The following is a 23,639-nucleotide window of genomic DNA, read 5'->3' on the forward strand; positions in this document are numbered from 1 at the left end:
GCGCATGGAAGGTGAGGAGTCAGAGCATGTCGCAGCCTCGGTTCGGCCGGATGATCCCGGCCATGGTCACGCCCTTCGATGAGAATCGCGAGCTCGATCTTGACAAGGCTCAGGCGCTTGCCGCGCGCCTCGTCGACGGCGGCAGCGACTCCCTCATCATCAACGGCACGACGGGGGAGAGCCCGACCGTGTTCTACCCGCAGAAGATGGAGCTGTTCCGCGCCGTGGTGGAGGCCGTGGGCGACCGCGTCCCCGTCATCGCGAACGTGGGCGACAACTGCACGGCCGACACGGTGGGCTTCGCCCGCGACGTGGCCGAGTTAGGCGTCGACGGCTTTATGTGCGTGGTGCCCTACTACAACAAGCCTCCCCAAGAGGGCATGTACCGTCACTTCCGCACCATCGCCGACGCGGTGGAGCTGCCCATCATCCTGTACAACATTCCGGGCCGCTGCGTGGTGAACATGGAAGCCGAGACCACGCTGCGCCTCGCCCACGACTGCGACAACGTCGTGGCCGTGAAGGAGGCGTCGGGCAAGATGGATCAGGTCGAGGCCATCGTCGCAGGCGCTCCGGACGGCTTCGTCGTGTACTCCGGCGACGACTCCGCCACGCTCGACGTCATGAAGCGAGGCGGCGCCGGAGTCATCTCCACCATCGGCAACGTGTCTCCCGCTCGCATGAAGGAGATCGTCGAGCTGGCGGCTGCAGGCGACTGGGAGGCCGCCGAGGCGGCCAACGAGCGCTTGATGCCGCTCATGACGGGACTGTTCGAAACGTCGAACCCCATTCTCGTCAAGGAAGCGCTCAAGCTGCTGGGCTTCCCCGTGGGCGGCGTGCGCCTGCCGCTCGTGGATGCCACGCCCGAGCAGTCCGAGCGCCTGGCCGCCACCATGCGCGAGGTGGGCGTGCTGTAGCCGTTTGCCATCCTGAGCGGAGCGCGTAGCGCGGAGTCGAAGGGTCCCGTGCGACGATAGCAGGAAGTACCCCGGCTGGCGCCGAGCGGAATCCTTCGACTCCGCACCAACGGCGCTCTGCTCAGGATGACGACATGAAGAAGGACCGAAGCGCCGCGCATCGCGGCGCATGATATAACCGCGACGTGCGGGCTTGCAGGCTCGAACGAATTTCAGCCTGCTGCGAGACCAGCCGGGATACCCGGCTCCTCGTGCATGCGCCCCCGTCGCCTGAGAAAAAAGGAACGATATGGAAGAGAAGAACCCGCGCGTCCAGCGCGGAAGCGATCGCGCACGCACGGAGAACCGCTCCGGCGGGAGCCCGCGCAGGGGAGAGAAAGCGCCCCGCGCGAACGGAAACGAGAACGGCCAGGGCAACAAGAAGACCCGCACGTACAAGCACGTGCAGCTCGAGCACAAGCGCCCGCAGCTGTCGAAGGCGGGGGAGGGCGGTCAGCGCGCTGCGTCCAACCGCGGCGACCAGAGCGCGCGACGCAACTTCGCCTCGCCGAAGAAGGATCCGAACGCCACGCTCAAGATCATCCCGCTGGGCGGTCTCGACGCCATCGGCAAGAACATGACGGTGTTCGAGTGCAAAGGCGACATGATCCTCGACGACGCCGGCCTGATGTTTCCCGACGACAACCATCCGGGCGTCGATCTCATCCTGCCCGACTACACCTACGTGCTGGAGAACGCCGACAAGCTGCGCGGCATCGTCATCACGCACGGCCACGAGGACCACACAGGAACCCTCCCGTACCTCATGAAGGACCTCGATCGCAACGTGCCCATCTACGGCACGAAGATGACGCTGGGCCTCATCGAGGGCAAGTTCGCCGAGCATAAGATCAAGAACGCCAAGCTCGTCGAGATCAAACCGGGCGACCAGATCAAGCTGGGTTGCTTCACGGCCGAGTTCTTCGCCGTGAACCACTCCATCCCGGGCGCCGTGGGCGTGTTCTTCCAGAGCCCGGCCGGAAACGTGCTGCACACGGGCGACTTCAAGCTCGATCAGACCCCCATCGACGGCGTGACCACCGACTTCGGCGCGCTGTCGAAGTTCAGCGAAATCGGCGTCGACCTCATGATGAGCGACTCCACCAACGCCCAGAACCCCAACTTCACGCCGTCGGAGGCCGAAGTCGGCAAGGAGCTGGCGAAGATCATATCGCAGGCGAAGGGTCGCGTCATCATCGCGTCGTTCGCCAGCCATATCCACCGCATGCAGCAGATCTGCGACGCCGCCGTAGCCAACGGCCGCAAGGTGGTGGTGACGGGCCGCTCGATGATCCAAAACACCGATATCGCGCGCCGCCTGGGCTATCTCAGCATCAGCGACACGGACCTCATCGACGCATACGACCTCAAGGGCATTCCGCCCGAGCAGGTGGTCATCATGTGCACGGGCAGCCAGGGCGAGCCGCTCTCGGCGCTGGCGCGCATCGCCAACGGCGAGCATCGCACCATCCAGATGGACGAAGGCGACACGGTCATCGTGTCGGCCACGCCGGTTCCAGGCAACGAGAAGGCGGTCACGCGCGTCATCAACGGCCTGGCGAAGATCGGCGCGGACGTGTACGACAAGAACCGCGCACGCGTGCACGTGTCGGGTCACGCCGGCGCCGAGGAGCTCAAGCTCGTGCTCTCCATCGTGCAGCCCAAGGCGTTCATGCCGGTGCACGGCGAGGCCACCCACCTGCGCGCGCATGCTCGTCTGGCCGAGGCGACGGGCGTGCCGACCGACAATGTTTTCATCTGCGAAAACGGCGAAAGCCTTGAGCTGACGTCGCAGGGCGTCGTTCGCGGCGAGACCGTGCAAAGCGGCATCGTGTTCGTGGACGGCCTGTCGGTGGGCGACACCTCGCAGGGCGTGCTCGACGAGCGCAACGCTTTGGGTTCGCAGGGGTTTGCGGCCATCGCCGCCGCGGTGTCGCCGAAGGGAAAGAACGTGGTGGGCAACGTGCAGATCGAAATGCACGGCATCACGGGCGGCGACGACGATTTCCTCGTGCGCGAGGCGCAGGGCACCGTGAAGAACGCGCTCGGGCGCGCTATGGGAAAGGGCGGCGGCCAGAAGGAGTGGAAGAAGGCCGGACGCGACGCCTTGCTGTCCCTCCTGTGGGAACGCACGAAAACCCGTCCCATGGTGATTGTGAACTTGCTCGAGGTTTAAGCTATAATGGCCGCATGCGCCCTCGCGGGGGCGTGCGGCCGCAGCATAGGCTGAAACAAACCCATGAAACGCAGATCAAACGCAGCATAAAGGAGTAGGGCGTGGCCCGACAGTCATCCAGCACCGCGAAGCCGAAAGCGTCTTCGGCGACGAAATCGAAGGGCAAGGCGGCCTCGCCCGCCGAAAAAAGGGCGAAGCAGGCCAAGGGCGCGCGCCCGCAGGCGACGGAGGAGCCCCGTCTGCTTGACGAGCGCACGCGTCGCGATATCACCGGCGTGGCTTTCGCCGTGCTCGCGGTCGTCCTGTTCGTGGCGGCGGTGCTGCCTACGAACGCCGTGGTCACCTCGTTCGTTTCCACGGCGCTGCACCTCTCGCTGGGTCTAGGCGCCTATCTTTTGCCGTTCCTCTTGCTGATCATCGGAGCCAGCTTCCTCGCGCGTTTCGACCGCGAACGCGTACCGGTGCGCGTGGCTGTGGGCCTTGTGATGATCTTCGTCGCCGCGCTCTCCCTGCTGGCCCTCTTCACGCCCGAATCCGCGCCCGATTCCGTCGACCGGCTGTTCCTGTCGGACGAGCTCGCCGCGCGAGGCGGCTATCTGGGCGCCGGCATCGCATGGGTTGGAATCAGCCTGTTCGGGCAAGCGGTGACGTGCATCATCATGATCGGGATAGTCCTGGCCGGGCTCGTGATCATCGGGTTCTCGGTGTCGAAGCTGGTCGAACGCGTACAGGACGCCCGTCGGGCGCTTGTCGCCGACGATGCGGACGACGACGTGCTGGCGGCTCCGCCCTACGCCCGCATGAAGCGCTCGACGGGCGCGAAGGTTCCCGTGGTGCCCACGACCGGCGAGGTTGTGGAGGCGGGTGCAACGAACGTCCTACCGCGCGCCAAGGATGCAAAGGGTCGACCGAGCAAGCCCCGTCGCGCGTCGCAGTCGCTGGTCACTCAAGCGATCGGCAACCGTGCGGCTTCTACCGAGGAAGGGGGAGGCGAGGCCCCGCAAACGCTCACGCGCAAGCTCGGCCGCAAGCACGACAAATCCGATAGCTCCCCTGCGGCTCCCAAGCCGTCCGCGAGCTCCACGCCCCTGGCCTCTCCTCGTCCGGCGGACGGTTTCGTGCTACCGCCCGCGGATCTGCTGGCCGTGTCGAAGAACTCCAAGAAGGACCGCGCTTCCGACGCCGAGCTGGCCGACACCGCGGCCTGTCTCCAGGAGACGCTCGAAAGCTTCGCTATCATGGCCGAGGTCGTTGGCTGGGTCGCCGGACCTACGGTGACGCTGTTCAAAGTCGATCTGCCCGCAGGCGTGCGCGTCAGCCGCATCACGGCGCTCGAGCAGGACATCGCGCTTGCGTTGGCAGCGCCGGGCGTGCGCATCTTCGCGCCCATCCCCGGCACGAACTACGTCGGGATCGAGGTGCCCAACCGCACGCGCCAGAGCGTGCTCTTGGGCGACGTCATCAAAGATGCGGACGAGGGCCCGCTGCAGATCGTCATCGGCAAGGACGTCGAGGGCCGCTCCATCGTCTCCGACCTCGCGAAGATGCCCCACTTGCTCATCGGCGGCACTACCGGTTCGGGCAAGTCGGTGTCAATCAACGCCATGATCATGTCCATCCTCATGCGCGCCACGCCTTCCGAGGTGCGCTTCATCATGATCGACCCGAAACGCGTGGAGTTCACGCCCTACAACGGCATCCCGCACCTGTACGTGCCCGTAGTCACCGAGCCGCGCGAGGCGGCCAGCGCGCTTTCGTGGGGCGTGGCCGAGATGGAGCGCCGCCTGAAAGTGTTCTCGAAGGTGGGTGCTCGCAACATCGGCCAGTACAACGCGAAGGTGCAGGCCGAGCTGGCCGCGCAGCAGAAAGCGATCGAAGCCGGCGAAGAGCCGCCGGCCGGCGAGCTGGGGGCCGAGCTGCCCTACCTCGTCATCATCATCGACGAGCTGGCCGACCTCATGATGAACGTGGGCAAGGAGGTGGAGTTCTCCATCAGCCGCATCGCGCAGCTCGCGCGCGCGGCCGGCATCCATCTCATCGTGGCCACGCAGCGCCCTTCCACGAACGTGGTCACGGGCCTTATCAAGGCGAACATCACGAACCGCATCTCGTTCAACGTGGCCAGCGGCATCGACAGCCGCGTCATCTTGGACACGCCGGGCGCCGAGAACCTCATCGGCCTGGGCGATCTCTTGCTGTCGAAGCCCGAGTTCGCCCGTCCCCAGCGAATCCAGGGATGCTACGTATCGGAAGACGAGATCAACGCCGTGGTGGCCATGCTCAAAGACCAGGGCGAGCCGGAGTACCATTCCGAGATCCTGCAGACGAACCTCATCACGCTGGGCGCGTCGCAACCCGACGGTTCGGGCGGCGGCGTCTCCGACGACGATCCGCTCATCTGGGAAGCGGCGGACATCGTGGTGTCGAGCGGCCTCGGATCAACCTCGAACATCCAGCGCCGCCTGAAGGTGGGCTATTCGCGCGCTGGGCGTATAATGGACATGCTGGAGGAAAAGGGCGTCGTGGGGCCGCCGAACGGCAGCAAGCCCCGCGAAGTGCTCGTAGACGCCATGGAGCTCGAGACGTTGAAGGCCTTCGAGGCGCACGACGCGGCGAACCCTGAGGAATAACGAGGTGGCCAGGTGACATTCGGAACCATATTGAGAGAGGCGCGCGAGCGCAAGGGCTACGATCTCGCGACGGCTGCGCGACGGCTGCGCATCCGACCCGACATCCTGCGCGCTATCGAGGAAGACGATTTCTCCCGCATGCCGCCGCGCGGCTACGCGCGCAACATGGTGAACGCCTACGCGCGCCTCGTGGGGCTCAACCCCACCGAGATGACGCGCATGTACCTGGACGAGGCCTACGCCTACCAGGTGGGACGCGCGCGCAACGGCGCGCAGCCCTCGGGTTTCGATCGAGGAGGATCTTCGCGCACGGGACGCTCGACCTCGCGGCAGGGCGCTCGCCCCTCGCAGCAAGTCGACGAGCGCCCGCCGCGGCAGAATGCGTTCGGGCGTACGATGTACGACGACCGGCGCGACTACGGTCGCGATTACGGCGCGCGCGGGGGTTCGGAGCGCCTCTATTCCGAGGGACGCACGCATCCCAGCCGCCATGCGGCGCTGCCGAACGCCGAGTACACGAACTTCTACGCAGGGCCGAAGGCCTCGAGCGTCGTGCAGTCGAAGCTGCCTTTCGTCATCGCGGGCGGCGTGATCCTCGTGCTGCTCATCGTGGTGCTGGTGCTCGTGTTCGGCAACAACGGCGGGAGCTCGAACGAGGATGTGACGAAGCTGCCGGTGACGGGGCTCGCCGACCCGACGCAGGACGGCAGCGGCACGGAAGGCGGCGAAACCCCCGCGCAACCGCAGGCCAAGCCTGTTGAAACTGCTCCGACCAGCATCAAGGTGACCTACACGATCGCCAAGGACACCCCGGTGTACGCGGTTATCACGAAGGACGGGACGTCCGAAGACCAGATGTTCTCGGGCGGCGAGGAGGACACCGTTGAGCTGGCCGAGGGCGACGTGTGGACGTTCGCCGCTTGGGCGAGCGACGGCGTGACGATCAAGGTGGACGGCGAGGCGGTCAAGTTCGACGGCTCCGATCCGGCTACCGGCATGCCCATGGCCACGGTCGATTTCGACGCCTACCTGGAGAAGTGGTACGAGGATCATCCGGATGCCAAGAAGAAGGGGTCGGCCGACGCGGACGCCGCCGACAAAGCAGCCGAGGATGGCGCGAAAACCGGGGATGGAACATCCGCCGCTTAGGGGTTTCCGCCGGTCGGAGAACCCGTTCGTCATGGAGCGCCTCTGAAATTGCCGGCTTGGGCGCGAAAATGCGCTATGCTGTGCGCAAACGAAAATTCGAGCGGCCCGCCAGTGCGGGCCGCGTCGCGCGGAAAGGAACGTTCCATGGCCAAGGAATCCAGCTTCGACATCGTGTCCACGGTCGACATGCAAGAGATCGACAACGCCTTCCAGCAGGCGAAGAAGGAGCTCGCGCAGCGCTACGACCTGAAAGACTCGGGCGCCGAGATCACCCTCGACAAGGCGGGCAAGTCCATGACGGTGGCGGCACCCGCCGATTTCGTGGCCAAGCAGGTCATCGACGTGATCGGCTCGAAGCTCGTTCGCCGCGGCATCGATCTTGCCGCTGTGCAGTGGGCCGATCCCGAAGCGGCCGCCGGCCAGAGCGTTCGTCAGAAGGCCACCATCGTCGAAGGCATCGAAAAGGACGTTGCCAGCAAGATCAACAAGGATATCAAGGCCGAGAAGTTCAAGGTGAAGGTCCAGATCGAGGGTGACAAGCTGCGCGTCAGCTCTCCCTCGCGCGATGCGCTGCAGGAGGTCATCGCCTTCCTCAAGGGGAAGGACTACGGCCAGCCGCTCCAGTTCGTCAACTACCGCTAGGACGGTCTCGCCATATGGAACGCTCATCTGACGCGGCGCTCGTTGCGCCCTGCGTCGCTTTCGTCACGCTGGGATGCGCGAAGAACGAGGCTGACACGGCGCGCATGCGCGTGCGGTTGGCGGAGGCCGGGTTTCTGATAGAGGTCGACCCTGCCGAAGCGGACGCCGTGGTGGTGAACACCTGCTCGTTCATCCAAAGCGCCACCGAGGAGAGCATCGAAGCCGTTTTCGATGCGGCCGGGATGCCCAACGTCGCGGCGGGCGCGCCGCTCATCGTGGCCGGCTGCATGCCCGCCCGCTACGGCGAGGATCTTGCGGACGAGCTTGTGGAAGCGCGTGCGTTCGTGCCATGCAGCCGCGAGGACGATATCGCCGCTATCGTAGCCGACGCGCTTGGCGTCGACGCCCCGGGCGGGGGAGCCGCCGCCTCCGTGACCCTGAGCGCAAGCGGCGGAGCCGCCGAAGTCGAAGGATCCCGTGCGGCGCTTGCCGCCCTCCCGGCCGCGCCGTTCGCCTACGTGAAGATTTCCGACGGTTGCGACCGGTTCTGCACGTACTGCACCATCCCGTACATCCGCGGGCGCTATCGCAGCTTCCCGCTCGACGACGTGCGCGCAGACGTCGCCGCCCAGGTGGCTGCCGGCGCCCGCGAGATCGTGCTCATCGCCCAGGACACGGGGCGCTGGGGCGCCGACTTCGACGAGCCGTCGTCTTTGGCGGCGCTCGTGGCCGCGTTGGCCGAGGAGTTCCCGCAAACCTGGTTCCGCATCATGTACATCCAGCCCGAAGGCCTTTCCGACGAGCTGCTGGATGCCGTGGCCGCGCACGACAACGTATGCGACTACTTCGACATCCCGCTGCAGCACGTGGACGCGGGCATCCTGCGCGCCATGAACCGCACCGGCTCGCGCGAGGAGTTCCTGGCGCTCGTCGACCGCGTGCTCGCGCACGTGCCGGGCGCCACGCTGCGCACGACGCTCATCGCGGGCTTCCCGGGCGAGACCGAGGAGCAGTTCGAGGACCTGTGCTCCTTCGTCGAGGAGGGGCTGTTCGACTACGTGGGCGTGTTCCCGTACTCGCGCGAGGAGGGAACGCGCGCGTTCGACCTGCCCGGCCAGCTGGACGAGGACGAGAAGAACGACCGTGCCCAGCGCCTGCGCGACCTGGCCGACGCCGTGTGCTGCCCGCGCATCGCCGCGCGCGTCGGACGCGAGATGGACGTGCTGGTGGAGGGCGTCGAAGAGGACGGCCAGCTGTTCGGGCGGGCCATGTGCCAGGCGCCCGAGGTCGACGGCGTCACGTACCTCGACGCCGGCGAGCCGGGCGAGATCCGCCGCGTGCGCATCGTCGACGCTCTGCTCTACGAGATGGAAGGGGAGTGAGCCCGATGGCGCAAGGTGCCGTGCACGAGAAGCTGTGGACCCCGGCGAACGTGGTGACGCTGCTGCGCATCTGCCTCGTTCCCGTGTTCGTAGTGGCCATCATCAGCCCTTGGCCGGAGTACTTCCCGTTCTGGGCGGACGCCGAGGCGTCGAAGCCCTGGATCGCCGCCGGCATCTTCATCCTGCTGGCCGCCACCGACGGCCTCGACGGGTACCTGGCGCGCAGCCGCGGCGAGGTGACGAACTTCGGCAAGTTCATCGACCCCTTGGCCGACAAGATCCTCGTGGCCGCCGCCCTGCTCGCGCTCATCGAGCTGGGCGTGCTGCCCTCGTGGGTAGCGCTCGTCATCCTCACGCGCGAGTTCATCGTGTCGGGCATCCGCATGGTGGCCGCCAGCCAAGGCGTGGTCATCGCCGCCAGCTGGTACGGCAAGGCGAAGACCGTCGCGCAGATCGTCGCCATCGTGCTGTTCATCGTCAAGGACAGCGTGGTGATCACCGATCCGCAGGGCGTGCTGCACAACCCCTTGTACCTCGTGTCGTGGCTGGCCATGCTGATCGCGCTGGCGCTCACCGTGATCTCGATGCTCGACTATTTCGTGAAGGCCAAGGAGATCCTCGGGTTCGCGCCGTCGGGCAAGCGCGCGAAGCGCCGTGCGGGTGCCGGAGAGGCCGCGGCTGCCGATGCGGGAGAGGACGAAGCGGGAGGGCGCGCGCTCAGCGCCCAGGAGGCCGCGAGAATCTCGCCCGAGGCGCTCGACGAGCTGGCCGGGCGCGTGCTCGAGGCGGCACGTGCCGCCGGCGCGACCGTCGGCACGGCCGAGAGCCTCACGGGCGGCCTCGTCGCCGCGACGCTCACCGACCTGCCGGGCAGCTCGGACGTCGTGCGCGGTGGCGTCGTCAGCTACTCCTCCGACGTGAAGCGCGACGTGTTGGGCGTGAGCCGCGAGACGCTCGCCTTGATCGGGGCGGTCAGCGAGGAGACGGCATGTGCCATGGCCGAAGGCGCCCGCGCCGCGCTCGGCTGCGACGTGGCGGTGTCGGCGACCGGCATCGCCGGCCCGGGCGGGGCCGAGCCGGGCAAGCCGGTGGGCACCGTGTGGATCGGGCGCGCGGACGCGTCGCTCACCTGCGCCCGCTGCTGCCATTTTCCCGGCACGCGCGAAGAAGTGCGCCTGCTCGCCGTGCGCGCGGCGCTCGAGTTCGCGCTCGAGGCGCTGGAAACGCGCTAGAACGACGTAGAAGGCGCGTCGGATCGGGTGGCGGGAAACGTGGAATTCGCGTGTCTTCGGCGTGGGAAACGCGCTGGATCGGGAGGTGCTGCGCGCTGGATGCGCGCCATCGGGACGTGAGCCGGCCGCGCTATACTGGGGTTGCAAGCTTCTTTCGCGAAAATGCTTGACCAACAAACATATGTTCGTATAATGGTAAGCGGCAAACGCTCAGCGTCTTTGGCGCTCGCGGCAGGAAGAGAAGGAACCGCATGAACGAAGAAAAATCGAAGATGCTCAAGCTGACCACCGATCAGATCGAGACCAAGTTCGGCAAGGGCTCCATCATGAAGTTCGGCGAGGGCGGTCACGACCTCAACATCGGGGTCATCCCGACCGGCGCGCTGCCGCTCGACGCGGCGCTCGGCATAGGCGGCGTGCCGCGCGGCCGCATCGTGGAGGTGTACGGCCCTGAATCGAGCGGCAAGACCACGCTCGCGCTGCAGATCATCGCGGAGGCTCAGGCCATGGGCGGCATCGTGGCCTTCATCGACGCCGAGCACGCGCTCGATCCCGTCTATGCCGCGCGCCTGGGCGTCGATATCGACGAAGTGCTCATCTCGCAGCCCGACACCGGCGAGCAGGCGCTGGAGATCTGCGACATGCTGGTGCGCTCGGGCGCCATCGACGCCGTGGTCGTCGACTCGGTGGCCGCGCTCGTGCCCCGCGCCGAGATCGAAGGCGAGATCGGCGACACCACGGTGGGCCTACAGGCGCGCCTCATGTCGCAGGCGCTGCGCAAGCTGGCGGGCTCTCTGTCGAAGTCGAACACCACGTGCATCTTCATCAACCAGCTGCGCGAGAAGATCGGCGTGATGTTCGGCAACCCGGAGACCACGACGGGCGGCCGCGCCCTCAAGTTCTTTTCCAGCGTGCGCATCGACATCCGCCGCATCGACTCCATCAAGAAGGACGGCGAGATCGTGGGCAACCGCGTGCGCGCCAAGGTGGTCAAGAACAAGGTGGCTCCGCCGTTCCGCCAGGCCGAGTTCGACCTCATGTACGGCGAGGGCATCTCGCGTGAGGGCTGCATCGTGGACATGGCCGTCGAGGCGGGGGTCGCCAAGAAGAGCGGCGCCTGGTACACCTACGGCGAGGAGCGTCTCGGCCAAGGGCGCGAGGCGGCGAAGCAGACGCTCAAGGAGAACCCGGACTTGCGCGAGGAACTCGAGACGAAGGTGCGCGAATCCTTTGAGATCCCCATCATCACGCGCTCGACCGAGGAAGCCGACGCACTCACGCCAGTGGCAAAGCCCGCGAAGAAGAAGTAGCATGCCCGAATCGCCCGAACAGCTCCGCGCGCGCCTGCGCGCGGAGATCGCCGCGATCGAGAAGGGCGTCCCGAAGCCTTCCAGGGCGCCCGACCTTCCCCACGTTCGCGAGGAGCGGGAGGATCGACGGCCGAGCCGCGCTTCGCGCTCCCTGTCTGCCAGTGCGGCCGGCGGACAGCCTTCCCGCCATGACGCCGGCGAAGTCGACGAGGATGTGCGGCTCTCCGATCCCGACGCCGCTTTCCGCAAGATCGAGCGGCTCTGCCTCGTGCGCGAGCGGGCTTCCGAGCAGCTGCGCCAGCGTCTTGCGCGCGAGGGCTTCGAGGCCGAGGCCGTCGAAGCGGCGCTCGATCGCGCGCTCGCCTGCGGCCTCGTCGACGACGGGCGCTTCGCCGACGTGCTCGTGCGCAGTCGCCTTGCCCAAGGGCGCGGCAGACGCGGCATCGCCGCCGAGCTCGAGAACCTCGGCATCGACGCGGACGGCGTCGAGGCGCTGGCCGCTGCCGACGACGACGCGGGGGAGGTCGACCGTGCGCTCGCGCTGCTCGACCGCAAGCCGCCGCGCGCGAAGAACCGCCGCGACGCCGCCTACCGCCGCCTCGCCCAGAAAGGCTTCAGCGCCTCGGTGTCATCCACCGCCGCCCGCCTCTGGTGCGAGGCGAACCCCGTCGAAGGATGAGCGCATCCGCGCCGTCGGCCGCGCCTGCGGCGGGGGCGCGGCCCTGCATTTCAGATTATTTCTTGTCAGGGCTTTTACAATTCGGGCACAACCTTTATCATATGGTATAGCTTGAATGATCGTACCTGATGAGGGTACTTCCTATAGACAAATTCATACGATGCTGCCCGTATCGCGTGCGTTCGTTCATGCCCGGTTTTTCCGGGATTTTTTATGCCTATGTTCTTTTGAATGTAACGCTCTATCGGAAACTGAAACGAAAGGGGGAGCGTATGCCCGAATTCATCTGGCTGATCATCGGAGCCGTCGTCGGCATCGCCCTCGGCTTCGTCGTCACCCGCTACCTGGTCAACGCATCCACGAAGCGAGCGGCGCAAGAGGCCGAATCCGTGGTGAACGACGCGAAACGACAAGCCGAAACGCTGCGCCGCGAGGCCATCATCGAAGCGAAGGACGAAGCTCTCAAGCTGAAGCAGGATGCGCAAGCCGAGAGCAAGGAGCGTCTGCGCGAAGTGCGTTCCGCTGAGAACCGCATCTCGCAGCGCGAGGAATCGCTCGACCGCCGCGTCGAATCGCTCGACGCGCGCGAGCATCAGATCTCATCCATGCAGGGCCAGCTCGAGCGCCGCGAACGCGATCTCGAAGAGGCTACGCGGGAGGTGAACTACCGCCTCGAGCGCGTGGCCGGCATGACGCCGGACGAGGCGAAGGCGGAGCTGCTCGACACCCTCAAGGACGAGGTGACGCACGAGTCCGCGGCCATCATCCGCGATGCCGAGGCGCGCGCGAAGGCGGAGGCCGACAAGAAGGCCCGCTCCATCCTCAGCCTCGCCATCCAGCGCGTGGCGGCCGACCACTCGGCCGAAACCACCGTGTCCACCATCCATATCCCCTCCGACGACCTCAAGGGCCGCATCATCGGCCGCGAGGGCCGCAACATCCGCTCGTTCGAGCAGCTGACCGGCACGAACCTCATCATCGACGACACCCCGGAGTGCGTGACCATCTCGTGCTTCGATCCGGTTCGCCGCGAGATCGGCCGCGTGACGATGGAGAACCTCGTGGCCGACGGCCGCATCCATCCGGCGCGCATCGAGGAGATGTTCGGCAAGGCCGAGGCGTTCGTGAACCAGCGCGTCCAGGAAGCGGGCGAGCAGGCCACGTTCGACACCGGCATCCACGACCTGCACCCCGAGCTCGTGCGCACGTTGGGCCGCCTGCGCTACCGCACCTCGTACGGCCAGAACGTGCTGAACCACTCGCTGGAGGTGGCCTACCTCTCCGGCGTCATGGCCTCCGAGCTGGGTCTGGACCCCATCCCGGCGAAGCGCGCCGGCCTGCTGCACGACCTGGGCAAGGCGGTCGACCACGAGGTGGAGGGCAGCCACGCCGTCATCGGCGCCGACCTGGCCCGCCGCTTCGGCGAGCGACCCGAGATCGTGCACGCCATCGAGGCGCACCACAACGACGTGGAGCCGTCCAGCGTGCTGGCCGTGCTCGTTCAGGCGGCCGATGCCGTGTCCGCGGCGCGTCCCGGCGCCCGCAAGGAGACGCTCGACGCCTACGTGAAGCGCCTCGAGAAGCTGGAGGAGATCGCCAGCTCGTACAAGGGCGTGGAGCGCACGTACGCCATTCAGGCGGGTCGCGAGGTGCGCGTGATGGTGGAGCCCGACACGGTGGACGAAGCCGCCACCACGGTGCTTGCGCACGACATCGCGCAGCGCATCGAGAACGAGATGCAGTATCCCGGCCAGGTGAAGGTCGTGGTCATCCGCGAGAGCCGCGCGGTCGGCGTCGCGAAGTAGGGCGCACGCGGCATGGCCGACGAAGCGCTGGAAGCCTTCATAGAGAACGTATGCGGCGACAGCCATCTCCGGGTCGAGGCCGACCTCGGGGATGGCTTCGTCCGTTTGAGGAGCGCCGAAGCCGAGCGCAGGCAGGCCGCGCACGACATCCGCTCCACCGAGGATATCGTCATCGAGATGCTGCGCAACGCCCGCGATGCGCACGCCAAGAGCATCTTCCTGGCCGTGTCGCGCGAAGGACAGCGCCGCCGCCTCGTCATGATCGACGATGGCGACGGCGTGCCGGCAGCCATGCACGAGCGCATCTTCGAGCCGCGCGTCACGTCGAAGCTCGACAGCATGCACATGGACAAGTGGGGCATCCACGGCCGCGGCATGGCGCTGTACTCCATCGCGGTCAACGCCGAGACGGCCCGCGTCGTCGCCTCTGACGCGGGCAAGGGCGCCGCGCTTTTCGTGGAGACGAACCTCGACAAGCTCGGCGAGAAGACCGATCAGTCGAGCTTCCCCGTGTTCGAGCGCACCGAATCGGGCAGCATCGCGGTGCGCGGCCCCAAGAACATCCTGCGCACCGCCTGCGAGTTCGCCATAGAATGCCGCCACGATTGCACCGTGTACCTCGGTTCGCTCACCGACATCGCGGCGACGCTGTACGCATTCGGACTGTCGTCGCTCACCTCGGCTATGCGCGCGTTCTGCGCCGATGCCTCCGAGCTGCCGGTGGCCAAGCGCTTGTCGGTGGCCGTGGATCCGGCGAGCTTCGCGGACGAGGCCGAGGCGCTGGGCCTGGTCATCTCGGAGCGCTCCGCACGCCGCATCCTGGACGGCGAGATCGCGCCGGTCGAGCCGCTGATCAACCGCGTCCGCATCGAAGGGGAGGCCGACGCGCGCCCGGCCGCGCGGCCGGCGAAGGCGCCGGCGGGAGATGCGCGCGGTCTCAGAATCGCGCCCGAAGACCTCGAATCGTTCTCGCAACGCGTAGCATGCGCGTTCTCGGATTTGGCGCGCGATTACTACCTGGAATCGGCGGTGAAGCCGGACGTGCGCGTAGGCAAGGATGGCGTGCACATCCGCATCCCGGTTGAAAAGCTACGATGACGAACCTGCTCGATAACAGCATACCCGCAGGTTGCGCACCATACCGCGAATAGGTAGAATAGCAAGGGCGTAAGAGTAACCTATCTATAGCACAACGGAATCCTAACGCAGCATACAAGACGAACCACACGGACTACCAACGACAAAGGATAGGCATGTCCACTTCCGAACAAAAGCCAGACGTTGGCTGCTTGAAGGTATCATCGAAGTCGTCGCCCGCCTCCGTTGCCGGAGCGATTGCCGGCATGGTGAAAGACGGCGTAAGCGTCGAGATCCAGGCCGTCGGCGCCGGTGCGGTGAACCAGGCGGTCAAGGCCATCGCCATCTCCCGCGGCTTCCTGTCTCCGATCGGCATCGAGATCGCCTGCGTACCGTCGTTCGCCGACATCGTCATCGACGGCGAGTACCGCACTGCCATACGCTTCACGGTGGATCCGCGCTATACGCGCGGCGTCGCGCAGTCTCTAGGCGACGATGCCCACCGTCCCGTCCCCGAGATTCGCTGAAAACGAGCCCATGCATACACCATTTACGAACTTGACGTTCTGCATCCGCACGTTCGGGTGCCAGATGAACAAGCACGACTCAGAGCGCATCGCCGGCATGCTCGAGGGCATGGGAGCGCTGCAGGTGGACGCCATCGAGGATGCCGACATCGTGGCGTTCATGACCTGCTGCGTGCGCGAAGCCGCCGACACGCGGCTGTACGGCCAGGTGGCCTCGCTCAAGAACGTCCCCTTGCGCGCCGGCACGCCGCTGTCGAAGCGCATCGTCGCTGTGGGCGGATGCATCGGCCAGCGCGATGGCGAGAAGCTGGTCGACGAGCTGAAGCACCTCGACGTGGTCTTCGGCACCCATAACCTGGGGTCGCTGCCGCGTTTGCTGGAAGCGGCGCTCGAAGAGGGCGGCCATCAGGTGGAGGTGCTCGATGCCGCGTCATCGTTCCCCACCGAGCTGCCTACGGCGCGCGAGCACGAATGGGCGGCATGGCTGCCCATCACCATCGGCTGCAACAACTTCTGCTCGTACTGCATCGTTCCGTATGTGCGCGGACGCGAGAAGTCGCGGCCGTTGGAGGACATCGTGGCCGAGGCCGAGCGCTATGTGGCCGCCGGCGTGAAGGAGATCACGCTGCTGGGGCAGAACGTGAACTCCTACGGGCGCGACCTGTACGGCTCGCCGCGCTTCGCCCAGGTGCTGGACGCGCTCGACCAGACGGGCATCGAGCGCCTGCGGTTCGCCACCAGCCACCCGAAGGACCTCAACGACGAGGTCGTCGGCAGGTTCGCCACGCTGCGCTCGCTCATGCCGGCGCTGCACCTTCCCGTGCAGTCGGGCTCGGATGCGGTGCTTGCGGCCATGAACCGCCGCTACACGCGCGATCATTACCGCGCGCTTGTCGCGAAGCTGCGTGACGCCGTACCCGACATCGCGCTGTCCACCGACATCATCGTCGGATTCCCCGGCGAGACCGCCAAGGACTTCGAGGACACGTACCGCCTCGTGGACGAGGTGGGCTACCACCAGGTGTTCACGTTCATCTATTCGAAGCGCGAGGGCACGCCGGCTGCGTCCATGGACGACGACACACCGCGCGAGGTGATCCAGCAGCGTTTCGACCGCTTGGTGGATCTCGTGCAACAGCGCGCGTTCGAGGCGAACCAGCGCGATTTGGGAAGCACGGTCGACGTGCTGGTGGAAGGCGCGTCGAAGCGCGACGAGCGCCTGCTGGCAGGCAAGAGTCCGAAGAACCAGACCGTCCACGCGCCGGCGCCGGCAGGCGTGCGCGCGGAGGACCTTGCGGGCAGCACCGTGCGCGTGCGCGTGGATGAGGCGAAGACGTGGTATCTCGCCGGCGAGATCGTGGACGGGCCCGATGCTGCGGACGGGCGCTGATCCGACGGGCGGGGGAGCACCGTATCCGCTGAAGGCTCCGGCGGTCTGCGTCGTCGGGCCCACGGCATCCGGCAAGACCGACCTCGCCCAAGCGCTGGCTCTCGAGCTGGACGGAGAGGTGATCAGCGCCGACTCCATGCAGATCTACCGCGGCATGGACATCGGCACGGGCAAGCTTCCCGCGTCCGAGCGCCTCGTGCCGCATCACGGGTTCGACCTCGTCGACCCGGGCGAGCCCTTCTCCGCGGCGCTGTTCCAGAACTATGCGCGCGATCGCTTCCGTGCCATCGACGCGCGCGGCAACCGCTGCGTGCTGGCCGGCGGTACCGGTTTCTACGTGCGCGCAGCCGTCGACGACTACGACTTTCCCGCAGGCGAGCAGGTGGGAAACCCCGTTCGCGAACGCTACCAGGCCCTGGCGCGCGAGCAGGGCGCCGAGGCGCTGTGGAAGCTGCTGGCGGCGCGCGACGAGGCCAGCGCCTCCGTCATCCCGCCCGCCGACGTCAAGCGCGTCGTGCGCGCCTTCGAGCTGCTAGAGGAGGGCACGACCTACGCCGAACAGCGCGCCAAGCTCGCTCACATCCCGCAGTTGGTTCCGGCCGTCTTCTTCGGCATGGCGGTGGATCCCGACGTGCTGCGCGCGCGCATCGACGCGCGGGTGGACGCCATGGTGGAGACGGGTCTCGTGGCGGAAGTGGAAGGGCTGCTCGACAGGGGCTTTCGCGAAGGCGTGACGGCGCCGCAGGCTATCGGGTACAAGGAGATCGTGGAGGCTCTCGACGGGTTCATCTCTCTTGACGAGGCTGCGGAGCGGATCAAGCTGGCCACGCGCCGCTACGCGAAGCGGCAGCGCACCTGGTTTCGCAAGGACGCGCGTATCCGGTGGCTCGATGCGACGTCGCGCGATATTCCGTCGCTCGTCGAAGAAGCGCTCGAGCTGCTTGATGACGGCGTTGCCTGACGGTTTCTCCAGACGAAGGAACGCTTGTGATATGATACGAAGCCACGGGCACACTCCTGCCGTCGAACCGTTCAAGATCGGAGCACCTATCATGCAGACAGCGCACGCCTTTCTCTAGCGGCTCGCCGCCGCTCCCGACTGTCTTCGCACGCCGATGCCGGCGTGCTCGTCTCTGCATCGAAAGGTTGGATCCATGGCGGAATTCGAATCAGTCATCACGCGGGGCATGACCCCGATCTCCGAAGAGCGCCGCGAGCGCGCCGTGCTCGTCGGTGTGGATCGCCCCGGCTCCACGTGGCCGCTGGCATCGTCGCTCGCCGAGCTCGAGCGCCTCGTGGATACGGCAGGCGCCGACGCGGTGGCCACCACCACGCAGAAGCTCGACGCGCCCAATCCGCGTACGTTCGTGGGCACGGGCAAGGCCGAAGAAGTGGCCGAGCTTGCGCGCGCCCACGCGGCCGACCTCGTCGTGTTCGACGACGAGCTGACGCCCTCCCAGCAGGCGAACCTCGAGAAGGCGATGGGTCGCGACGTGAAGGTCATCGACCGTACGGCGCTCATCCTCGACATCTTCGCCCTGCACGCCACCAGCAAGGAGGGCCGGCTGCAGGTGCGGCTCGCCCAGAACGAGTACCTGCTGCCGCGCCTGCGCGGCATGTGGGCCCACCTGGCCTCCAACCGCATGGGCGGCGGCGTGGGATCGCGCTTCGGCGAAGGCGAGAGCCAGCTCGAGGTCGACCGCCGCATGGTGCGCAAGCGCATCACGTCCATCAAGCGCGAGCTCAAGCATCTGGCCGAGGTGCGCGCCGTCCAGCGCGAGAGCCGCTACGAAAGCGGCATGTTCAAGGTGGCGCTGGCCGGCTACACGAACGCCGGCAAGTCGAGCCTGCTCAACCGGCTGACGAATGCGGACGTGCTGGCGTACGACAAGCTGTTCGCCACGCTCGACTCCACCACGCGCAAGTTCGAGCTTCCCGAGGGCCGCGAGATCACCGTCACCGACACGGTCGGGTTCATCCAGAAGCTTCCGACCACGCTCATCGAGGCGTTCAAATCGACGCTCGACGAAATCACGGGCGCCGACCTCGTGCTGCACGTGGTGGATGCCTCGTCGGACGAGTACGAGGCGCAGATCGCGGCCGTCGAGGACGTGCTCGGGCAGATACACGCGCAGGACCTGTCGCGCGTGCTCGTGTTCAACAAGTGCGACCTGCTCGGCGAGGAGCGCCTCGGCGCCCTTAAAGCGCGCCATCCGCAGGCTCAGTTCGTATCGGCGGCGATGGGGGAGGGCGTAGGCGAGCTCGTGGAGCACGTTGCCCGCGTCGCCTCGGCGCAAGACGAGCATCTCGACGTGCTGATTCCCTACAACCGCGGCGACCTCGTGTCGGTGGCGCACGAACGTTGCCACATCCTGTCGGAAACCCATGAGGAGCAGGGCACGCGCATCGTCATGCTGGCGGCTTCATCGTTCGCGAGCATGTTCCGTCCTTACACGGTCGGTTAGAGTAACTCTAAGGTAAGCGAGCCGCCCCGGGCATCGACCCGGGGCGGCTCGCTTCGTCGCAGGGTAGGCGCTTCGTTCTTGCGGTCGGTCTGCGGCGGCGCCTTATCGGACGGCGAAAGCGGGAACCGGCGCAGCGGCACGTTCGGAAAAGACGGAGAAGCCCTGCCGAAGCGGTCGGATTGCGACAGGGCTTCGCGGTTCGACCAAGCTGACGACCAGCGTGCGGTACGCCGCTACAGGCGGCGGAAGACCGCGACCACCTTGCCGGCGATGGCGCAGTCGGTGGTAATGATGGGATCCATCGTGGAGTTCTCCGGCTGCAAGCGGATATGGTCGCTTTCCTTGAAGAAGCGCTTCACCGTGGCCCCGTCGTCGATGATGGCCACGACGATGTCGCCGTTGTTCGCCACGGGCTGCTCCTTGACCACGACGTAATCGCCGTCGTTGATGCCCGCCTCGATCATGCTCTCGCCGCGCACGGAGAGCAAGAACGACGGGGCGTCGCCCACGATCTCGGTGGGAAGCGACAGGGTGTCGGTGATGTTCTCCTCGGCGAGGATGGGGGAGCCGGCGGCCACGTTGCCCACGAGGGGCACGTTCACGATGTTGCTGAAGCTGGGCTGCACCACGTTGGTGGCCAGCGCGGCGTCCTCGAGCTGGTAGGTGAGGGCGATGGAGCGCGACTTGAGCGGATCGCGCTTGATGAGGCCCTTTTCCTCGAGCGCCTTCAAGTGCACGTGCACGGTGGAGGGGGAGGAGAGGCCGAGGCTCTGGCAGACCTCGCGCACGGTCGGGCCGTATCCCTTCTCCCGAATGCACTCCTCGATGCAGTCGAGCACCGCTTGCTGGCGCTTCGTCACTTTCTCGGCCATAGGTAATCCTTTCGTCGCCTCTACGCCTATCGAACAAATGTATGAAATTTCTATTGACATGAACCTTTGTTCGACCTATTATATACGCGAACAAAGGTTCTACGCAAGAGCAGGAGGCCACAAAATGAAGAATTTTGAGATGAACTGCCCCGTCGAGGGAACGTCGGCCCTTCAACCGAAGCTCGATTCGGCACCTGCTCGACGCGCCCGCATCATAGCGTTCCCTCAGCATGCGGTTCTGCCCGACCGCGACGTGCGTGCCGTCCGCGACGGCGCCTCCATCGTTTCGGCCGTGCGCACGGGTTCGGCGCAAGGCGTGGCGTTCGGCCGCGTGCAGCGCTGGCAGGCGGTCGTCGGCGGATGCGTGTTCGCGGCGCTCGCACTCGCCAGCCTGTTCGCAGGGTTCTAGACGGGCCCTTTCCCGGCCCCGCGCGGCCGTTCCATAACCCGCAGATGCTGCGTTTCTGCGGCTGCGTAGCGCCTCCGCCACCCCGGAGGCGCGTCCGTTCGGGGGTTTACGCGCCGCATGCGGCGTGCTAGACTCGGTCGAGCAGCCAATCATGCCGCGCCGACGCATCGTCATGCGGACGGGCGCTTCGCGAAGGAGAAACGGAACATGAAGCGATAACGAAAGCCCTTTTTCACCCCTTGCATTCATTCATCAGCCGCATCGGGTGCGCTTTCGTCATCGTTCTCTACTTCGCCTCGCGTTTCTTCCTCTTCCGATCCGTGCGGCCTTCCTTCATCGGCATCGCCGAACGCTGAGCAGAGCCACCCGTGCGCCTCTTAGACGGAGGTCGCCATGTTCGTTACCGCCCATCATCTTTCCCATACCTACGAAGGCGCCGACCAGCCTGCGCTCGACGACGTCTCGCTCGCGTTCGCGAGCGGCTGGACGGGCATCGTCGGGCCGAACGGCGCTGGCAAGAGCACGCTCGTGCACTGCATCTGCGGCACCCTGGCACCCGATCAAGGCGCCGTGACGCCCCGCGTGCGCGGCGCGGTGTGCCGGCAATCGACCGCGACGCCTCCGGAGACGCTCGAGGAGTTCGCCTGCGACTACGGTTCGACGGCGGTGAAGCTGCGCTCGCTATTGGAAATCGAGGACGAGCAGCTCTGGAGCTACGCTATGCTGTCCCATGGCGAGCGCAAGCGCATCCAGATCGCGTGCGCGCTTGCCGCAGAACCGCAGGTGCTGGCGCTCGACGAGCCGACGAACCACCTCGATGCTCCCACGCGCGCCCTCGTCGCGCAGGCGCTCTCCTCCTTCAAGGGCGTCGGCCTGCTCGTATCGCACGATCGCGCGCTGCTCGACAAGCTTGTGCGGTCGTGCGTGTTCGTCGAGGCCGGCCGAGCGCTCGCTATTCCGGGGACGTACACCCAGGCGCGCCGGGAGCTCGAGCTGCGCCAAGATACCGTGCGAACCGAGCGCCGGCAGGCGCGCGGCGAGCTGGCGCGCATCAAGGCCGAGCGAGATCGTCGCGCCGCCGTGGCCGCTCGATCGGCCGCCCGGCGCTCGGCGCGTCATCTCGACCGGCACGACCGCGACGGGCGGGAGAAGATCAAGCTCGCCGTCTATACGGGACAGGACGGCAAGGCGGGCAAGCTTTCGTCCCAGATGGACAAGCGCATCGAAGCTGCAGAGAAGCGTCTCGAGGGTCTCGATGCGAAAAAGGAGCGTCGCGGCTCCTTGGAGCTGGATACCGGGCCTGCAGCGCGCAAGGTGCTCGCCCGTCTTCCTGAGGGCGGCATGTCGCTTGGTTCGGGGCGCGTGCTGCACCACCCCGAGCTGTACCTGGGCAACGAGGATCGCATTGGGCTCGTCGGCAGGAACGGAGCGGGAAAGTCCACCCTGCTCAACGCCTTGCTTCGCCAGGTAACGCTGGAGGAGGGGGTGGCGTACCTTCCGCAGGAGGTGCTCGCTGCCGAGGTGCGCGCGCTGTTCGGCGAGCTGCAGGCGCTCTCGTCGGCCGAGCGCGGGCGCGTGCTCTCCATCGTGGCGCGACTCGAATCGCCGCCGGCTCGCGTGATCGACGGCGAGGAGCTGAGCCCGGGAGAGGTGCGCAAGCTCATGATCGCGCGCAGCCTGCTCTCGTCGCCCCATCTCATCGTCATGGACGAGCCGACGAACCACCTGGACATACGCTCGATCGAGGCATTGCAGGACGTGCTCGACGATTGCGCCTGCGCTCTCGTGCTCGTGTCGCACGACGAGCAGTTCCTCGACGCGCTCGTGGACGAGCGCTGGGTGTTCGAGGTCGAGCAGGAGAAAGGGGAGGTTGGGCTGGGCGATACTCACGTGCGCGTTGTCCGATAGGAAGGAGCGCTTCTCGTGCAGGTTTTTTGCGCGAATCCGACATGTTGATTGAACCACTATATATTGTATGTTAGGCTGAACCCAAAATCGGCAAAGGAGCAAGTATGCGTTGTCCTTCCTGCGGCAATCCAGAGTCGAAAGTGGTCGACTCGAGGCCTTCCGAAGACGGCACGGCCATTCGCCGGCGCCGCGAATGCCTCGAATGCGGACGTCGTTTCACCACCTACGAACGCCTGGGCGACAATCCGCTCATCGTCATCAAGGCTGACGGATCGTCGGAGGCCTACGACCGTCAGAAGCTCATGCGCGGCCTGCTCAACGCCGCGGCGAAGCGGCCCATCGGGCCCGAGCAGATCGCCTCGCTCATCGACAGCATCGAAGCGGAGCTGCGCAACGCCTCCCGTAACGAGATCGGTTCGAAGGATCTGGGCGATATGGTGCTCGTGCGCCTCGCCAAGCTCGACGACGTCGCCTACGTGCGCTTCGCGAGCGTGTACAAGGACTTCCGCAACGTCGAGGAGTTCGCTGCCGCATTGGAGGGATTGCGTTGATAGAGCGCGTTTCGATTCCTTTGCAGCAGATCGACCCCGACCTGCCCGTACCTGCGTACGCCTACGTCGGCGATGCCGGCGTAGATCTGCGCGCCACCTGCGACGACATCTTGAAGCCCTTCGAACGCAAGCTCGTCCCATGCGGCATCGCCGTGGCCATTCCGAGCGGGTACGCCGGGTTCGTGCTGCCGCGCAGCGGGCTGGCTATCAAGCACGGCGTATCGCTGGTCAACGCACCCGGCCTGATCGACAGCAACTATCGAGGTGAGATCCAGGCCATCCTGGTCAACCTCGATCCGCAGAGCGAGTTCGCGATCAAGCGGGGCGACCGCATAGCGCAGCTCGTCGTCATGCGCGTGCCCGACGCCGCGTTCGACGTGTGCGCGGAGCTGCCGGATACGGAGCGCGGCGCGGGCGGGTTCGGCAGCAGCGGCGTGAGTCTTTGAACCTGATCCTTCCACCCACTTAGAGTTACTCTA

20 protein-coding genes are annotated in these 23,639 nt (G+C 66.3%); 19 read left to right on the forward strand and 1 reads right to left on the reverse strand.

Annotated elements, in window-relative coordinates; translation table 11 throughout:
• The first annotated feature begins 26 nt into the window (after positions 1-26).
• The 15 genes from dapA (at position 27) to hflX (ending at position 19,420) form a co-directional block, all read left to right on the forward strand.
• The gene (gene dapA, locus GT590_RS09785) at positions 27-917 is read left to right on the forward strand and encodes a 4-hydroxy-tetrahydrodipicolinate synthase (protein WP_009608703.1); all 891 of its coding nucleotides are present in this window, start codon (positions 27-29) and stop codon (positions 915-917) included.
• Between the two features lie 289 nt (positions 918-1,206).
• Entirely contained in the window at positions 1,207-3,132 is a 1,926-nt protein-coding gene (locus GT590_RS09790) for a ribonuclease J (protein WP_009608620.1), read from the forward strand.
• Between the two features lie 101 nt (positions 3,133-3,233).
• On the forward strand, positions 3,234-5,762 hold the full coding sequence (locus tag GT590_RS09795; protein WP_009307033.1) for a DNA translocase FtsK: 2,529 nt from the start codon (positions 3,234-3,236) through the stop codon (positions 5,760-5,762).
• Between the two features lie 12 nt (positions 5,763-5,774).
• Positions 5,775-6,911 (forward strand): RodZ family helix-turn-helix domain-containing protein, encoded by a 1,137-nt coding sequence (locus GT590_RS09800; RefSeq protein WP_009307032.1) that lies wholly within the window; start codon positions 5,775-5,777, stop codon positions 6,909-6,911.
• Positions 6,912-7,055: 144 nt separating this feature from the next.
• A complete protein-coding gene (locus GT590_RS09805; RefSeq protein ID WP_009307031.1) occupies positions 7,056-7,553 on the forward strand; it encodes a YajQ family cyclic di-GMP-binding protein in 498 nt (165 codons plus the stop codon).
• A 14-nt stretch (positions 7,554-7,567) separates the two neighbouring features.
• On the forward strand, positions 7,568-8,935 hold the full coding sequence (gene rimO / locus GT590_RS09810; protein ID WP_009608621.1) for a 30S ribosomal protein S12 methylthiotransferase RimO: 1,368 nt from the start codon (positions 7,568-7,570) through the stop codon (positions 8,933-8,935).
• Positions 8,936-8,940: 5 nt separating this feature from the next.
• Positions 8,941-10,167: a CDP-diacylglycerol--glycerol-3-phosphate 3-phosphatidyltransferase gene (gene pgsA, locus GT590_RS09815; RefSeq protein ID WP_009608615.1), complete on the forward strand. Its 1,227-nt coding sequence runs from the start codon at positions 8,941-8,943 to the stop codon at positions 10,165-10,167.
• 251 nt (positions 10,168-10,418) lie between these two features.
• Complete coding sequence (gene recA, locus GT590_RS09820) at positions 10,419-11,477, forward strand: recombinase RecA (RefSeq protein WP_009608605.1); 1,059 nt, start codon at positions 10,419-10,421, stop codon at positions 11,475-11,477.
• Between the two features lies 1 nt (position 11,478).
• Positions 11,479-12,156 (forward strand): regulatory protein RecX, encoded by a 678-nt coding sequence (locus GT590_RS09825; RefSeq protein ID WP_009608696.1) that lies wholly within the window; start codon positions 11,479-11,481, stop codon positions 12,154-12,156.
• Between the two features lie 272 nt (positions 12,157-12,428).
• Positions 12,429-13,961: a ribonuclease Y gene (gene rny / locus GT590_RS09830; protein WP_015760673.1), complete on the forward strand. Its 1,533-nt coding sequence runs from the start codon at positions 12,429-12,431 to the stop codon at positions 13,959-13,961.
• A gap of 12 nt (positions 13,962-13,973) precedes the next feature.
• Positions 13,974-15,059: an ATP-binding protein gene (locus tag GT590_RS09835; protein WP_009307026.1), complete on the forward strand. Its 1,086-nt coding sequence runs from the start codon at positions 13,974-13,976 to the stop codon at positions 15,057-15,059.
• A gap of 155 nt (positions 15,060-15,214) precedes the next feature.
• The gene (locus GT590_RS09840; RefSeq protein ID WP_009307025.1) at positions 15,215-15,565 is read left to right on the forward strand and encodes a stage V sporulation protein S; all 351 of its coding nucleotides are present in this window, start codon (positions 15,215-15,217) and stop codon (positions 15,563-15,565) included.
• 10 nt (positions 15,566-15,575) lie between these two features.
• The gene (miaB, locus tag GT590_RS09845; protein ID WP_035579108.1) at positions 15,576-16,955 is read left to right on the forward strand and encodes a tRNA (N6-isopentenyl adenosine(37)-C2)-methylthiotransferase MiaB; all 1,380 of its coding nucleotides are present in this window, start codon (positions 15,576-15,578) and stop codon (positions 16,953-16,955) included.
• Positions 16,936-17,916, forward strand: coding sequence for a tRNA (adenosine(37)-N6)-dimethylallyltransferase MiaA (gene miaA, locus GT590_RS09850; protein ID WP_009307023.1), 981 nt, complete (start codon positions 16,936-16,938; stop codon positions 17,914-17,916). Before miaB ends, miaA begins: the two co-directional genes overlap by 20 nt.
• Before the next feature lie 193 nt (positions 17,917-18,109).
• On the forward strand, positions 18,110-19,420 hold the full coding sequence (gene hflX / locus GT590_RS09855; RefSeq protein WP_009307022.1) for a GTPase HflX: 1,311 nt from the start codon (positions 18,110-18,112) through the stop codon (positions 19,418-19,420).
• Positions 19,421-19,653: 233 nt separating this feature from the next.
• Here hflX and lexA read toward each other — a convergent pair whose 3' ends face one another.
• A complete protein-coding gene (lexA, locus tag GT590_RS09860) occupies positions 19,654-20,292 on the reverse strand; it encodes a transcriptional repressor LexA (RefSeq protein ID WP_009307021.1) in 639 nt (212 codons plus the stop codon).
• A 124-nt stretch (positions 20,293-20,416) separates the two neighbouring features.
• On the opposite strand from lexA, the gene GT590_RS09865 reads away from it, so the two are divergent.
• The 4 genes from GT590_RS09865 (at position 20,417) to dut (ending at position 23,606) form a co-directional block, all read left to right on the forward strand.
• Positions 20,417-20,701, forward strand: coding sequence for a hypothetical protein (locus tag GT590_RS09865; protein WP_009608652.1), 285 nt, complete (start codon positions 20,417-20,419; stop codon positions 20,699-20,701).
• A gap of 393 nt (positions 20,702-21,094) precedes the next feature.
• Positions 21,095-22,609, forward strand: a complete 1,515-nt coding sequence (locus GT590_RS09870; protein ID WP_009307019.1) for an ATP-binding cassette domain-containing protein — start codon at positions 21,095-21,097, stop codon at positions 22,607-22,609.
• Positions 22,610-22,713: 104 nt separating this feature from the next.
• Positions 22,714-23,160: a transcriptional regulator NrdR gene (gene nrdR / locus GT590_RS09875; protein ID WP_009307018.1), complete on the forward strand. Its 447-nt coding sequence runs from the start codon at positions 22,714-22,716 to the stop codon at positions 23,158-23,160.
• On the forward strand, positions 23,157-23,606 hold the full coding sequence (dut, locus tag GT590_RS09880; RefSeq protein ID WP_009307017.1) for a dUTP diphosphatase: 450 nt from the start codon (positions 23,157-23,159) through the stop codon (positions 23,604-23,606). The genes nrdR and dut overlap by 4 nt, the downstream gene beginning before the upstream one ends.
• Positions 23,607-23,639 lie beyond the last annotated feature (33 nt).

The sequence above is a fragment of the Eggerthella sp. BIOML-A1 genome, from assembly GCF_009875595.1.
Classification (GTDB): Bacteria; Actinomycetota; Coriobacteriia; order Coriobacteriales; family Eggerthellaceae; genus Eggerthella; species Eggerthella lenta.